The organism is Bradyrhizobium sp. USDA 327 (assembly GCF_041262065.1).
Taxonomy (GTDB): Bacteria; Pseudomonadota; Alphaproteobacteria; order Rhizobiales; family Xanthobacteraceae; genus Bradyrhizobium; species Bradyrhizobium liaoningense.
Window position 1 is genome coordinate 6,211,047 of the sequence record NZ_JBGCCW010000001.1, and the last position, 14,292, is coordinate 6,225,338.

General features: G+C 66.1%; 13 protein-coding genes and 2 pseudogenes. 11 read left to right on the top strand and 4 right to left on the bottom strand.

Going from position 1 to position 14,292, the window contains the following annotated elements; genetic code table 11:
- Positions 1-360: 360 nt before the first annotated feature.
- Entirely contained in the window at positions 361-1,305 is a 945-nt protein-coding gene (mepA, locus tag ABIA42_RS29375) for a penicillin-insensitive murein endopeptidase (RefSeq protein ID WP_370118626.1), read from the top strand.
- A 79-nt stretch (positions 1,306-1,384) separates the two neighbouring features.
- On the opposite strand, the gene ABIA42_RS29380 is transcribed toward mepA, so the two are convergent.
- A complete protein-coding gene (locus ABIA42_RS29380; protein ID WP_370118623.1) occupies positions 1,385-1,585 on the bottom strand; it encodes a hypothetical protein in 201 nt (66 codons plus the stop codon).
- 405 nt (positions 1,586-1,990) lie between these two features.
- On the opposite strand from ABIA42_RS29380, the gene ABIA42_RS29385 reads away from it, so the two are divergent.
- From ABIA42_RS29385 to modC, 6 genes are all read left to right on the top strand, one after another.
- A complete protein-coding gene (locus ABIA42_RS29385; protein WP_370143685.1) occupies positions 1,991-2,956 on the top strand; it encodes an Ig-like domain repeat protein in 966 nt (321 codons plus the stop codon).
- A complete protein-coding gene (locus tag ABIA42_RS29390) occupies positions 2,895-3,785 on the top strand; it encodes an autotransporter outer membrane beta-barrel domain-containing protein (RefSeq protein ID WP_370118617.1) in 891 nt (296 codons plus the stop codon). Before ABIA42_RS29385 ends, ABIA42_RS29390 begins: the two co-directional genes overlap by 62 nt.
- A 312-nt stretch (positions 3,786-4,097) precedes the next feature.
- A complete protein-coding gene (locus ABIA42_RS29395; protein WP_370118614.1) occupies positions 4,098-4,601 on the top strand; it encodes a hypothetical protein in 504 nt (167 codons plus the stop codon).
- Between the two features lie 194 nt (positions 4,602-4,795).
- On the top strand, positions 4,796-5,581 hold the full coding sequence (gene modA / locus ABIA42_RS29400; RefSeq protein WP_370118611.1) for a molybdate ABC transporter substrate-binding protein: 786 nt from the start codon (positions 4,796-4,798) through the stop codon (positions 5,579-5,581).
- Positions 5,582-5,594: 13 nt separating this feature from the next.
- Positions 5,595-6,290: a molybdate ABC transporter permease subunit gene (gene modB / locus ABIA42_RS29405; RefSeq protein ID WP_370118608.1), complete on the top strand. Its 696-nt coding sequence runs from the start codon at positions 5,595-5,597 to the stop codon at positions 6,288-6,290.
- 2 nt (positions 6,291-6,292) lie between these two features.
- Positions 6,293-6,955, top strand: a complete 663-nt coding sequence (gene modC / locus ABIA42_RS29410; protein WP_370118606.1) for a molybdenum ABC transporter ATP-binding protein — start codon at positions 6,293-6,295, stop codon at positions 6,953-6,955.
- A gap of 57 nt (positions 6,956-7,012) precedes the next feature.
- Here modC and ABIA42_RS29415 read toward each other — a convergent pair whose 3' ends face one another.
- The gene (locus ABIA42_RS29415) at positions 7,013-7,273 is read right to left on the bottom strand and encodes a hypothetical protein (protein WP_370118603.1); all 261 of its coding nucleotides are present in this window, start codon (positions 7,271-7,273) and stop codon (positions 7,013-7,015) included.
- Between the two features lie 182 nt (positions 7,274-7,455).
- On the bottom strand, positions 7,456-9,249 hold the full coding sequence (locus ABIA42_RS29420) for a potassium/proton antiporter (RefSeq protein WP_271531332.1): 1,794 nt from the start codon (positions 9,247-9,249) through the stop codon (positions 7,456-7,458).
- 208 nt (positions 9,250-9,457) lie between these two features.
- Between ABIA42_RS29420 and ABIA42_RS29425 the strand changes: the two are divergent.
- Both ABIA42_RS29425 and map read left to right on the top strand, forming a co-directional pair.
- A pseudogene (locus tag ABIA42_RS29425) lies at positions 9,458-10,775 on the top strand (mechanosensitive ion channel family protein).
- A 186-nt stretch (positions 10,776-10,961) separates the two neighbouring features.
- The gene (map, locus tag ABIA42_RS29430) at positions 10,962-11,780 is read left to right on the top strand and encodes a type I methionyl aminopeptidase (RefSeq protein WP_271531330.1); all 819 of its coding nucleotides are present in this window, start codon (positions 10,962-10,964) and stop codon (positions 11,778-11,780) included.
- Positions 11,781-11,911: 131 nt separating this feature from the next.
- Here the strand turns inward: map and ABIA42_RS29435 are convergent, their stop codons facing one another.
- Entirely contained in the window at positions 11,912-12,508 is a 597-nt protein-coding gene (locus tag ABIA42_RS29435; RefSeq protein WP_370143686.1) for a bifunctional transcriptional activator/DNA repair enzyme AdaA, read from the bottom strand.
- A 131-nt stretch (positions 12,509-12,639) separates the two neighbouring features.
- Here ABIA42_RS29435 and ABIA42_RS29440 point away from each other — a divergent pair, with 131 nt between their 5' ends.
- Both ABIA42_RS29440 and ABIA42_RS29445 read left to right on the top strand, forming a co-directional pair.
- Positions 12,640-13,560: a DMT family transporter gene (locus ABIA42_RS29440; protein WP_370118598.1), complete on the top strand. Its 921-nt coding sequence runs from the start codon at positions 12,640-12,642 to the stop codon at positions 13,558-13,560.
- A 55-nt stretch (positions 13,561-13,615) separates the two neighbouring features.
- Positions 13,616-14,233: pseudogene (locus ABIA42_RS29445) on the top strand (RadC family protein); the annotation flags it as partial.
- Positions 14,234-14,292: the final 59 nt, after the last annotated feature.

Sequence of the window (14,292 nt, forward strand, 5' to 3'; positions counted from 1 at the left end):
CTGAAAAAAAAGTAATCTTGCCCGGCCGCGGTCCGCGCGAAGCGGACCTTGCTGCCTGTTTGCGCGGCGCGGCCGCGGCGGCAAGCGCCTTCGAACTGAGTCCGGCACCGCAATCAAAGGGCGATCTGGCGCAAAACTGCGCGCGCACCTGAATCAGTTCCGAAATCGCACGCGATTGCATGCGAGCCGCGGATATTCCTCCCTCCGCGCACGAATTTTGGTCAATGCGGGATACGGTTATTGCGGCGTTAAAAAGCGGCAATTTGAGACGCAATTTGGGGCCCGTGCGCCGCGACGTTGCGACCCGCTCAAAGCCTCGTCCTTAACCCTGGTGCCGCATTGGGCTATAAGGACGTCAGCATGAGTCGCCGCTGCAGCACCCTCCTCCTGCTCTCGCTTGCTCTCCTGGCTGCCGGCGGTGCGCTGGCCCAGGACAAGGGCAGCATCACCCCGAAGCCGCTGCCGCCGCTCGCCAATCCGAACGACCCCGATCTCCCCGCCAAGGAGCTGTTCGCGCGAAAGCTGCTGCCGTCGAAGGGGCCGGCCCATGTCATCGGCTCCTACGCCAAGGGCTGCATCGGCGGCGCCGTGCAGATTCCGGTCAACGGCGACCATTGGCAGGTGATGCGGCTGTCGCGCAATCGCAGCTACGGCCACCCGGACATGATCGCGCTGATCAAGCGGCTCGCGGCGAGGGCGCACAAGGACGCGGGATGGCCCGGCATCCTGGTCGGCGACATCGCCCAGCCGCGCGGCGGGCCGGCGCTGTCCGGCCATGCCAGCCACCAGATCGGTCTCGACGCCGACATCTGGCTGACGCCGATGCCGGACCGCCGGCTCTCGCGCGAGGAGCGCGAGGACATGTCGGCCGTGATGATGGTGCGCCAGGACCGGCTCGACGTCGATCCCAAGGTATTCACCCCTGGCCATGTGCTGGTGCTGCGCGATGCCGCGCGGGAGCCCGGCGTGCAGCGCATCTTCGTCAACGCCGCGATCAAGAAGGCGTTGTGCCGCGAGGCCAAGGGCGATCGCGCATGGCTGTCGAAGATCCGGCCGTGGTGGGGCCACGACTACCACTTCCACATCCGCATGCGTTGCCCGGCGGGCGCCGGCGAATGCGAGGGCCAGCCGTCACAGGCCGAGGACGAAGGCTGCAAACCCGCCGATCTCGCCTACTGGTTCTCCGACGCGGTGCTGCACCCCAAGCCGCCCCCGGAGCCGCCAAAGCCGAAGCCGCCGATGACGCTGGCGCAGATGCCGGCGGCCTGCAAGGCGGTGCTGCACGCGGCGGATGCGAAACCGTAAGCTACGCTGCCGCCTCACCCACCAGTGTCATCCCGGACAAGCACAGCGCGGATCCGGGACCCCTAAAGCGCGATGAGGATCACCGCCGGCCGAGAACATGGAGCGGGCCGTCGACCGCGCTCGTCGCCGCGCGAAGTGTCGCCAGCGCCTGTCTGCCGATTCCGGGGGCGGCCGCTGCCAGCTCGCTCATATGTGCTTCGTCCGCATCGCTGCTCAACGCGGCAAGGTCGCGTGGCCTTGTCTGCTGGTGCTCCGGCCGGGCGCCAACCTCGTTGTTCATCTGTACTCAGCCGCACAGCGACACGCAACCGACGAGGGAGTGGCGGCGGCCGTCCGCTGCCGGTGATTGTGTCGTTTCGGCACCAGCATTCGTCCGAGATGTGAACCTGAGATTCTGGGCACATTGCCCCACTGAGCTGCCTGCTATGCAGCGGGATCGGACTTGCGGCACGTCTGCCGCGCCTCTGGCGCGACAGACCGGGGGACTGGAATGCGGATTGTTCGGAAGGCGTTGGTGGCGCTGGCATCGCTGTGCGCGGCGTTTGGCTGGCTGGATGCCGCAATGGCTTCGCCGGGCTGTGATGCGATCAGCATCACACCCCTCGGCGTGACCACGCCGGGGACAGGATTTGTCCGAGGCGATACGATCACGCTCATCCTTACGAACAATTCCGGGAACAGTTTCATGTCTCTGATAGATGGTACGGCGTTCGCGGTCTTGGCGGGTCCGACCACAACGGCTTTCACCTACGTCGTGCCGGCGGATACATCGGACACGCTGTATTTTGGCGGCACGCTCTATCCGGCGGATAGTGTCGCCAGCCTCTGCGTCAATGCGCCGGCGCCGACCGTCGCCTCGGTCAGCCCGAACACCGGCGCGGCGCTAGGCGGCACGTCAGTCGTCATCACCGGCACTGGATTCACTTTTGCCACGGCCGTGGCGTTCGGCAGCAGCGCAGCGACCTCCTTCACCGTCAACAGCGGCACGCAGATCACCGCCGTCGTCCCGGCGCATGCCGCGGGGGCGGTAGACGTGGTCGTCACGAACAATGTCGGCAGCAGCACGCTCTCCGGCGGCTTCACCTATACCAACGCCAGTACGTCGGTGACCCTGACGTCGTCGCCGAACCCGAGCCAGTCCGGGCAGGCCGTGGCATTCAGTGCATCGGTGGCAAGCAGCGGCGGTTCTCCGTCCGGCACGATGACCTTCAGCGACGGCGGCGTCGTGTTCGGTACCGTTGCCCTGAGCGGGGGCGTTGCCACCCTGACGACGACATCGCTCTCGGTCGGGACGCACAACATCACGGCGACATATCATGCCGGCCCCGGATTCTCCGGGTCTGCGTCCGCAGCGCTTGCCCAGATGGTGAACGTGCCGGCCGACAGCAGCAAGCTGCGGTCGATGCAGATCGTCGCGACCAGGACTGTGGCGCAGATTTCGGGCCAAGCCATCTCCGGCGCCATCGACGGCGCGATCGCGGACGGCTTCTCCGACAATCCATCGCCGGTGATGTCGAACGGTGACGGCATGCGGTTCAACTTCGCCGCGGCCGACGATGACGGTGGCAGACAAGGACCGTTCGGGGCCCATGCGGTCGCCGACAAACGACCGGGTCGACCATGCCTTCTCGGCGCTCGCTTACGCGGGTAGCGCCCGGCCGGTGACGAAAGCGTCGCCGCGCGTCGCGCAGCGCGACTGGCAAGCCTGGATCGATGTGCGCGGAGGGGGCATTCGCAACAACTCCGGCACCGCGAACGATCTCTCCGGCGGTCAGATCAATGTGACGGCCGGCCTGACCCGCAGGCTGACGCCCGACGTTCTGATCGGCATGCTCGTTGGTTACGAGAACTTCCGATATGACTCGACCTTTCTCACCGCCCGGCTCCGCGGCGACGGCTGGACTGGCGGCGCCTATCTCGGCTGGCGGTTCTGGAATCGTCTCCGCCTCGATGTCGCCGTGGCCTATACCGGGCTCGACTATTCGCTGACGGCCGGGACGGCCGCGGCTTCGTTGCCCGGCCGGCGCGTGCTCGTGTCGGCGGGCCTGACCGGCAACTACCGGCTGGCCGATGTCGACCTCGAACCGTCCGCGCGCCTCTACGCGCTGTGGGAGCATCAGGATGGCTATACGGACAGCCTTGGTACTGCGCAGACCGACCGAAATTTCTCCTCCGGTCGCGCGAGCACTGGCCTGAAGGCCGCGCGGCCCTGGATGATCGGGTCCGATCTCACCCTCGCGCCCTATGTCGGCATCTACGCCGACTACTATTTCAGCCAGGACGGGACCGATACCAGCGGGCTTTCCTCGATCGCCACGGTTCCGCTCGTCGTCCTCCAGTCATGGTCGGCGCGCGTCACCACGGGCGCGGCGATGACATTCGCAGGAGGACCGCGGGTCTCGCTCGGTGGTGAAGTCGGCGGGTTGGGCCGCGATTACACACTCTGGAGTGCCAAGGCGCAGGCCGCCTTCCCCTTCTAGGACAAATCCACAGTCGAAGGAGCCATGCAGATTGCGGCGCGGGAGCCGGCGGTTGCAAGGTCGTGCTGCACGCGGCGGATGCGAGGCCGTAAGCAGTGGCATGCGGGCTGGCGTCCCCCACCGCCGTCGTCCCCGACAAGCGTCAGCGCAGATCCGGGATGACGAACTCGTTGGTTGGTGCGCGCCACCCAGGTACGCTAGAATGCCTTGCCGCTGTGTCGTAAGCTCGCGGCCCTCTCGGGACGCGCCTCCCTGACCAACAAGCCTGACAGCAAGCCTCGCGCCGTCGCGTGGCCAACGATGGGATTTCACATGCGCGTCCTCTCCCTGCTCGCTGCGTTCACGATCAGTACGACCTCCGCTTTCGCCGCCGAAGAACCCAGCGGCTGCGACAAGTTCAAATGGCCGATCGAGCGCGAGCGCGCCGCGCTCACGGCACCGGACCGCACCAGGCTCGCCTCGGGAAGCGAGCAGGCGGCATTGCCGTCCTCGGCCATCACGCTGGAGTTGGTTGTCCCGAGTGAAGCAAGGCTGCCGACGACGCCGGAGCGCGCGTCAAAGGACGGCACCTTTGCCGGATTTACCAGCGTCAAGTCCGCCAAGGCCGGGCTGTACACGATCAGCCTGTCCACTGGCGCCTGGGTCGACGTGGTCCAAGATGGGCATGCCCTCACGCCCGTGGCCTTCAGCGGCGCGACCGATTGCGAGGGCATCCGCAAGACCATGAAATACCAGCTTTCAGCGCAGCCCTTCGTGCTCCAGGTCAGCGGCGCCAAGGACAATTCGGTCTCGATCGCGATCCTGCCGGCACAATAGGGCGTTTGGTCGGACAAACGGTCGCCCTTTGACCTGACGCCTCGGCCTGCTATGTTTGCCCGGAGCGATATCCCTGCCGGTCGTAAGCCGCTGCCGGGCCCCGTGGAGCAGCGCTTCCACCCGTCGCATCAACCCACCCAACGCCGGACTTGCGCGTGCATTTTGCGCGCGCGGACTCGCACGGAGCGCTCCCCATGTTACGCATTTCAGGACTTTTCACCGCCTTCGTGATCCTCGCTGGCGCGGCCCTCTCGCCCGCCGCCGCCGAGGACAAGACCATCACCGTGTTCGCCGCCGCTTCGATGAAGAACGCGCTGGACGAGATCGACGCCGCCTACACCGCCAAGACCGGCGTCAAGTTCAGCGTCAGCTATGCGGCAAGCTCGGTGCTCGCCAAGCAGATCGAGCAGGGCGCGCCGGCCGACGTGTTCGTTTCCGCCGACACCGACTGGATGGACTACGCGATCGCCAAGAAGACCATCAACGAACCTTCCAGAGTCAACCTGCTCGGCAACGGCATCGTGCTGATCGCGCCGAAGGATGCCAAGATCGACAACGTCAACATCGCGCAAGGCTTCGATCTCGCCAAGCTCGCGGGCGGCGGCAGGATCGCGACCGGCGACGTCAAGTCCGTGCCAGTTGGCAAATATGCCAAGGCCGCGCTGGAGAAACTCGGCGCTTGGCAGGCCGCGGAGCCGAAATTCGCCATGGCCGAGAGCGTCCGCGCCGCGCTGACGCTGGTCGCCCGCGGCGAAGCCAATCTCGGCATCGTCTACTCGACCGACGCAAAGGTCGAGCCCGGCGTGAAAACCATCGGCACCTTCCCGGCGGCTTCGCATCCCGCGATCGTCTATCCCGTCGCCGCGACCACGACCGCGAAGGGTGAGACCAGCGACTATCTGGCCTTCCTGCGCTCCTCGGCGGCCAAGTCCATTTTCGAAAAGTACGGCTTCAAGTTCCTGGTCAGTCCCACGACTTGATGTCTGCGGCTTGATGTCCGACATCTCTCCTGCCGAATGGACGGCGATCCTGCTCTCGCTCAGGGTCGCCGTCATCGCAACGCTGGTGGCGACGCCATTCGGCATCGCGCTGGCGTGGCTGCTCGCGCGGCGTGATTTCTGGGGCAAGTCGCTGCTCGACGCCGTCGTGCATCTGCCTCTGGTGTTGCCGCCCGTCGTCACCGGCTATCTGCTCCTGCTGACGTTCGGCCGCCGCGGCCTCGTCGGCGGCTTCCTCGCCGACCATCTCGGCATCGTCTTTTCATTCCGCTGGACCGGCGCGGCGCTGGCCTGCGGCGTGATGGCGTTTCCGCTGCTGGTCCGCCCGATGCGGCTGTCGATCGAGGCGATCGACCGCCGGCTCGAGCAGGCGGCCGAGACGCTCGGCGCCGCGCCGTGGAAAGTGTTCTTTACGGTGACGCTGCCCCTGGCGCTGCCCGGCGTGCTCGCCGGCATGGTGCTCGGCTTCGCCAAGGCGATCGGCGAGTTCGGTGCGACGATCACCTTCGTCTCCAACATTCCCGGCGAGACCCAGACGATATCCTCGGCGATCTATTCGCTGATCCAGACGCCGGACGGCGATGCCGCCGCGGGACGGCTGGTGGTCGTCTCGATCGTGTTGGCACTGGGCGCACTGATCGCCGCCGAATGGTTCGCCCGCCGCGCCACCGCGCGCCTGCACGGAAACTGACCATGCTGCGTGTCGACGTCGAAAAGCAGCTCGGCGAATTCTCGCTGCATGCATCCTTCGCCAGCGAAGGCCGTGCCATCGGCCTGTTCGGCGCCTCGGGCGCCGGCAAGACGTCTCTGGTCAACATGATCGCAGGGTTGTTGCGGCCCGACCGCGGCATCATCGTGATCGACGGCGAAACCGTCGACGACACCGCGGCCGGCATCCATGTCCCGACCTGGCGCCGCCGCATCGGTTATGTGTTCCAGGACGCGCGGCTGTTTCCGCATCTCAACGTCGCGCAGAATCTCGACTATGGACGGCGGATGAACCGCCTGCCGCCCGATCCCTCCCAGCACAAGCGCATCGTCGACCTGCTCGACATCGGCGCGCTGCTCGATCGCCGTCCCGGAAAGCTCTCGGGCGGCGAGCGCCAGCGCGTCGCGCTCGGACGCGCGCTGCTCTCGAAGCCGCGCCTGCTGCTGCTCGACGAACCGCTCGGCGCGCTCGACGAGGGCCGCAAGCTCGAGATCCTGCCTTATCTGGTGCGGCTGCGGGATGAAGCCAACGTGCCGATGGTCTATGTCAGCCACGACGCCGCCGAGCTGCGCCAGCTTGCGACGCAGATCGTCTTGCTGAAGCAGGGCCGCGTGACGTCGTTCGGCGGGGTCAAGGTGCTGACGTGAGGCGGCGGTAGCCCGGATTTCGCCAGCACTCCATCCGGGCCACAGTGTTCCTTTCAGCTACCAGCCGCGATCGACGTTGCGGACCTCGCCCGTTCGGGCATCGACGTCCACCTCCATCCAGCGACCGGCGCGGTCGCGACCCTCGATCTGCCATTCATCGCCAAGGAAGTTCGTGTGCGAGACCGTCACGACGCCGAGATCGCTCGCGACATCGAGCGCGACCTGCATCGAGATCTGATCGCCGGTGTCATAGGCCATCGCCGGCGCAGCCGTGCCGAGCGCAAGGGCCATGGCGATCGGAAGGATGAACTTTCGCATTGGCATACTCCTGTCATTCCAAGCTGTTACGCGGCTTAGAACGAGCGACGCCGCCGGGCGTTCCGGGTTTCGCGCTCACGAAGCGGCGCAAATCTTCGGCGGTTGCGGCGATTTGGTGGCGGTTCCCCATCCTCGTCATTCCGGGTTCGCGCTGACGCGCGCCCCGGAATGACGAGAGGAGGCTAGACCCCTGCCACCGAGGTCCACAGCTCCGCGAGCTTCTTCCGCAGCGCCTGCGCGCGCGTCAGCGGCTCGGGCGTCTCGTCTTCTTCCGGCAGACGCAAGCCGACGAGATTGACGCGGCCACCGGAGATCGAGCGCGCGACAAGGACGATCTCGTCCAGGGCGAGCTCGGCGCCCTCCTTCGGCGCGCGGTCGAGATGGACGTCGAAATAGTCGGCCAGGGTCAGGTTGCCTTCGTCTTCACCGACCTTGACGCCGTAGATCTCGGCGAGCTCGGCGAGCGTGTGGTCGCCGGAGACCATGAAGTCGCCGAGCAGATGCGGATCGGGCGCCGTGCCCGGCTGCATGTCGACGAAGAAGCGGTCGAGCGACTCGGCCTTTTCCGGCGGGGCCAGCAGATAGATGTAGTCGCCGGGCGCGATCGGGTCGGCTTCCACCGGCGTCAGGATGTTCTCGTTGCGGATCACCAGCGTCGGCTTGGACCAGGACGGGATCAGGCCGCGGCGGAAATACAGGCTCTTGGGCCGCACCGGATAGCCGACCAGCTGCTGCTCGAGCTGGCCGGGCAGGTCGAGCTCGACGCGCCGCGGGCCGCGCTCGGCGCGCGGCAGCGCCACGTGCAGCTTGCGTGCGGCGGGCGCCAGCGTCCAGCCTTGCAGCAGCAGCGAGATGATGACGACGACGAAGGCGACGTCGAAGTAGAGATAGGCCTTGGACAGCCCGACCAGCATCGGGATCGAGGCCAGGAAGATCGCGACCGCGCCGCGCAGGCCGGTCCAGGCGATGAAGATCTTCTCGCGCCAGTTGAAGCGGAACGGCGAAAGGCACACGAACACCGCGAGCGGCCGCGCCACCAGCATCAGCACGAGCGCGACGGCGACGGCCGGCAACACGGTGGTGCCGAGCCGGCTCGGCGAGACCAAGAGGCCGAGCAGCACGAACATCACGATCTGCGCCAGCCAGGTCGCGGCATCGAGGAACGTCACCACCGAATTATGCGCGCGCGTCGGCCGGTTGCCGATGATGATGCCGGCGAGATAGACCGCGAGGAAGCCGGAGGCGTGCATGATCTGCGAGCCGCCGAAGATCACGAGCGCAGCTGTGGCCACGAACGGGGCGTGCAGGCCCTGCGGCAAAGCCACCTGGTTGAGGGCGATCACGACCAGGCGTCCGCCGATGACACCGACGATGGCTCCCAGGACCGCCTCCTGAATGAACTCCACCAGCACATGGCCGGGCGAGCTCGAGCCGACCGAGATGTATTCCACCAGCATGAGCGTGAGGAAGATCGCGAACGGGTCGTTGGTGCCGGATTCCGCCTCCAGCGTCGCGCCGACGCGCGGGCGCAGGCGCAGGCCCTGGGTGTGCACCAGCAGGAACACGGCGGCCGCGTCGGTCGAGGCCACCACGGCACCGACCAGCAGCGATTCCGACCAGTTGAGATCGAGCGCGTATTTCGCGAATGGCGCCGTGACGAGCGCGGTCAGCAGCACGCCGACGGTCGCGAGCACCACGGACGGGGCGAGCACGGTGCGGATGCTGGCAAAGCGCGTGCGCAGGCCGCCGTCGAACAGGATCAAGGCGAGCGCGACGGAGCCGACCAGATAGGTGGTGCGGACGTCGTCGAACTGGAGCTGGCCAGGGCCGGAATCACCGGCGAGCATGCCGATCCCAAGGAAGACGAGCAGCAACGGCGCGCCGAAGCGCAGCGCGAGCAAGCTCGAGAGGATGCCGGCCATGATGAGGACGGCGCCGAGCAATATGGCGATGCTGACGGAGTCGAGGGAAGCCATCCACCTTCCGGATAAAAATCGCTGGGATTGCATCCTTATCGTCGGCGGACTCGCGCGCCAACCCATTTTCCATGGTTCGCGGCAATCTGCCCGCATTTTGCGGCCTTAACGCGCTTCACTTGACGGTGTATCGATGGTCCGGCCGCGTCCTTTGTGGGATTCTGCGCCTCCCTCGAATCAATTCCTCCCCCGCTTGCCGACGAGACCGATGGACATGGACCTCAAAGACTTCCTGGAGTTCGTGCAGACGACCGCACGCAGCGTCGGGGCGGAAATCTCCTCACCCTGGTTCTACCTGCAATTCGGTCTCATGCTGGCCGCGGCCGGCATCGCCTATGCCGCGGAGGCCGCGATTCGCAGCCGCGTCGACATGACCTCGCTGGCGATGCGCTGGCCGCTGCCGCTCCGCCACTTCGCCCGGGTGATGGTCTCCAGCGCCTCGACGGCGGTGTTCACGCTGCTCGTGATCATCTCGCGCGTGGTTATGTACCACGCGACCTGGCCGAGCCGCAGCTATCCTCCTGATGGTCGCGGCCAAGCTGGGCTTCGCCTGGCTCGTGATCCGGCTCGTGACCTCGGTGCTGCGCAACGCCTTCATCGTCAAGCTGGTGTCGATCACGGCTTGGCTCATCGCCGCGCTCTCGATCCTCGGCCAGCTCGATGCGACGGTCGACCTGCTGGATTCCTTTGCGATCGTGCTCGGCGGCCTCCGGCTGACCCCGCTGCTGGCGCTCAAGGCCGGCGCGCTGCTGCTGATCGCGCTATGGCTCACCAACATTGCGAGCAATTTCGCCGAGAGCCGGATCAATGCGACCACCGATCTGACGCCGTCGGTGCAGGTGCTGCTGGTCAAGATCATCCGTATCGGGCTGCTTGCCGTCGCGATCGTGATCGCGCTCGGCGCCGTCGGGATCGACCTGTCGGCGATCGCGGTGTTCTCCGGCGCGGTCGGCGTCGGCATCGGTATCGGCCTGCAGAAGATCGTGGCCAATTTCATCTCGGGCATCATCCTGCTCGCCGACAAGTCGGTGAAGCCCGGCGATCTCGTCACCATCGGCGACAATACCGGTCGCATCAGCGCGATGAAGACGCGCTATATTTCCGTCGCCGCCGGCGACGGCCGCGAATTCCTGGTGCCGAACGAGGATCTGGTGACGCAGAAGGTCGTCAACTGGACCTATACCGACAAGAACACGCTGGTGAAGATCGCCTTCGGCACCAATTACGATGCCGACCCCCGCCTTGTCTGCACGCTCGCCGCCGAGACCGCCGCCGCCCACCCGCGCGCGCAGAAGGGCAAGCCGCCGACCTGCGTCCTGACCGAGTTCGCGGAAGCCGGCATGAAGTTCTCGCTGACCTTCTGGATCGCCGACCCCGACGGCATGGACAAGGTCAAGAGCGACGTGATGCTGGAGCTGTGGGACGCGTTCAAGCGCGAGGGCATCCGGGTTCCCTATCCCGTCCGCGAAATCCGCATCCGCGGCGGCGCCCTGCCGGTGGAAACCACCGTAGAAGTGCCGAATTAGGGCCGCTTTCGCACCCGGGGCCGGCAGGGCTCTTGTTTTGACGCGTTTTCTTCACCCGAACCGGTAGCCACTTCGCTCGAAAACGCTCTGCCTCGGCTTGCATGAAGGCCGGCAATCATTAAATTGGGGCCTGAAATCAAGCCTTTCCGCCGATATCGAGACCAGCCCCGAGAAGACCTGACACGCATGAGCTACGTCGAAGCCACCGATACCTCCCTGCGCAAGACCGGACAGATCAAGCTGCATGGGCCGAGCGCCTTCGCCGGCATGCGCAAGGCGGGCGCGCTGGTGGCAAAATGCCTCGACGAGCTCACTGACATCGTCGGGCCGGGTGTGCCGACTTCGAAGATCGACGAGTTCGTCCGCGATTTCGCCTTCAGCCATGGCGCCTATCCGGCGACGCTGATGTATCGCGGCTACCGCTACTCGACCTGCACCTCGCTCAACCACGTGGTCTGCCACGGCATGCCCGGCGACCGCCCGCTGAAGGAAGGCGACATCGTCAACATCGACGTCACCTTCATCGTCGACGGCTGGTATGGCGATTCCAGCCGGATGTATGCGATCGGCCCGATCGCGCGCAAGGCCGAGCGGCTGATCGAGGTCACCTATGAAGCGATGATGCGCGGCATTGCCGCCGTGAAGCCCGGCGCAACCACCGGCGACATCGGCCACGCCATCCAGAGCTTCGTCGAGCCGCAGGGCATGAGCGTGGTGCGCGATTTCTGCGGCCATGGGCTCGGGCGCATGTTCCACGACGAGCCGAACATCATCCATGTCGGCCGGCCCGGCGAGGGTGTGCAGCTCAAGCCCGGCATGTTCTTCACCATCGAGCCGATGATCAATCTCGGCAAGCCGCACGTGAAGATTCTCTCCGACGGCTGGACCGCGGTCACCCGCGACCGTTCGCTGTCGGCGCAGTTCGAGCACTCCGTCGGCGTCACCGCGACGGGCGTCGAGATCTTCACGCTGTCGGAGCGGCACGGCGAGAAGCAGATCGGGTGATTGCCCTGCGTGTCATCGCCGGGGCGCTCGCAGCAGCGAGCGAGCCGAAATCTCGAGATTCTCAGGTGCGCAATTGCGCACCGTAGTTCGGTGCTTCGCACCGCCCCGGCATGACGGCACAGTATCGTCTTCTATCGCCGGCGGCGGAATGATGATGGCGTTCGCTTGTAGGTCGCGACAAACGCGTCGTTGAAGCGCCGAACGCTGCCGAATCCCGCGGCGAAGGCGATCTCCGCCAACGTCATGTCAGTCCGGTCGATCAGACGCTTGGCTTCCTGCACGCGCCGCGTTGCCGCGATCTCGCTGGGGCTCGCCCCGGCATGACGCAGGAAAAGACGCAGGAGATGGCGCGGCCCAACGCCAAGCGCGTCTGCGAGATCCGTCATGGACGCCCGATCCAGAAAACCGTCGTGGATCAACCGCATGCCGCGCGCAACGGTGGTGGCCGTTCCCATCCAGGCCGGAGAACCCGGCGCAGCTTCCGGCCGGCAGCGCAGGCACGGGCGAAAGCCGGCCCGCTCGGCGGCCGCCGCGGTCGCATAGAAGGTGACATTCTCGGAGCGGGCCGGCCGAACCGGACATACCGGCCGGCAATAGATGCGCGTCGAGCGGACGCCGGAGAAGAACAGGCCGTCGAAGGCGCGCGCCCGCGCGAGGCGCGCCCGATCGCAGGTTTCCCGATCGAGATGCGGTGGCAGCGTTTGCCGATGCGCGGAGCCTGTCGTCATGGCGAAATCATAGTTTCAAGGCGTGCCGCCGAGTAGCTGAAATCGGACTCCACCGGGCGATGAGGTCCGAATTCAGCCAGCCTGCATCGCCGCTCCCGATCATAGTGTCGACGGATCCCGGAGCAGATCGCATGAGCACACCGGCGCAGCAGACGACGTCAGGGCAAACCCGTCTCGCATTCGAGATCGGGCTCCTGCTGCTTCTCTCCCTGATCTGGGGCAGCTCGTTCACGCTCATCAAGATTGCAATCCCGACGATTCCGCCGTTCACGATGGTCGCCGCGCGGGTGACGATCGCGGCCATTCTCCTGGTCCTGATCTCAGCTACGCAGGGATACACCCTGCCGCGCCAAGGGTCGGTGTGGGCGGCATTCGTCGTGCAGGGGCTGCTGCAGAGCGCGCTGCCCTTCACCCTGATCAGTTGGGGCGAGACGCATATCACCAGCGGTCTCGCCGGCGTGCTCAACGCGACTCCGCCGATGTTCGTGCTTGCGATCGCGATGACGACCGGGCGCGGACGACAGGAGATCGGCGGCCGGACGACCATCGGTGTTGCTCTCGGCCTGGCAGGCGTTGCCCTGACCATGGGAGTCGACGCGCTCTCGGGGATCGGCACCGCCGCGCCGCTGGCACAGGCAGCCGTGCTGGTTGCGAGCTTCTGCTACGCGCTCGCACCGATTTGGGGGCAGCGGTTCGCGAGCCTTCCCGCGGTCGTCACGGCAGCCGGTGCGATGAGCTGCGCCGGGGCCCTGATGCTGCCCATAGCCGCGGTCCTCGACCGGCCCTGGACGCTGGCGCCGACGAAACAGGCGATCGCAGCCGTGCTCGGTCTTGCGATCGTCTGCACCGCGCTCGCAATGGTGATCTATTTCCGCCTGATCCGCACGCTGGGCCCGCTCGGCACGACGAGCGGCAGCTATCTGCGCGCGGGCTTCGCCGTCGCGCTCGGGACCACGCTCCTTGGCGAGAGCTTCACCTGGTCGATGCTGGTCGGCATGACGTTCATCGTCATGGGGGTCATAGCGGTGACCGCACCCATGCGGAAGCCATGAGGCGACTACAATTGCCGATTGAAAAATTCTCCCGACAGGGCAATGCTGGCGGCCGATGCCCGCCAAGTCCGACCACGACAAGAGCAAGCCTGAGGACGCGCCGCACTATCTCGGCCACCGCGAGCGGCTGCGCGAACGCTTCTACAGCGCGGGCGCGGATGCGCTCAGCGATTACGAGCTGCTGGAGATGGCGCTGTTTCCGGCGCTGCCACGGCGGGACACCAAGCCGCTGGCGAAGACGCTGATCAAGACGTTCGGCTCGTTCGCCGAGGTCGTTCATGCGCCGGTGGCACGCCTGCGCGAGGTCGACGGGGTCGGCGAGGCGGCGATCAACCAGCTCAAGCTGATCGCCGCGGCGGCGCATCGCGTCGCCAAGGGCGGGGTCAACAGCCGCAACGCGTTGTCGTCCTGGAACGAGGTGATCGACTATTGCCGCACCAGCATGGCGTTTGCCGAGAAGGAGCAGTTTCGCCTGCTGTTTCTGGACAAGCGTAACCAGCTGATCGCCGACGAGGTGCAGCAGACCGGGACCGTCGACCACACCCCGGTCTATCCGCGCGAGGTGATCAAGCGCGCGCTCGAACTCTCCGCCACCGCGCTGATCCTGGTGCACAACCATCCCACTACCCCCATTTCGATCACGCTGGATCACGCTCAATACCGGAGAAACATCAATGAAATAGCCGCTTTTTGTGCATTGCGTACAGGGGGCGGCTATGGCAAATTGGGGGC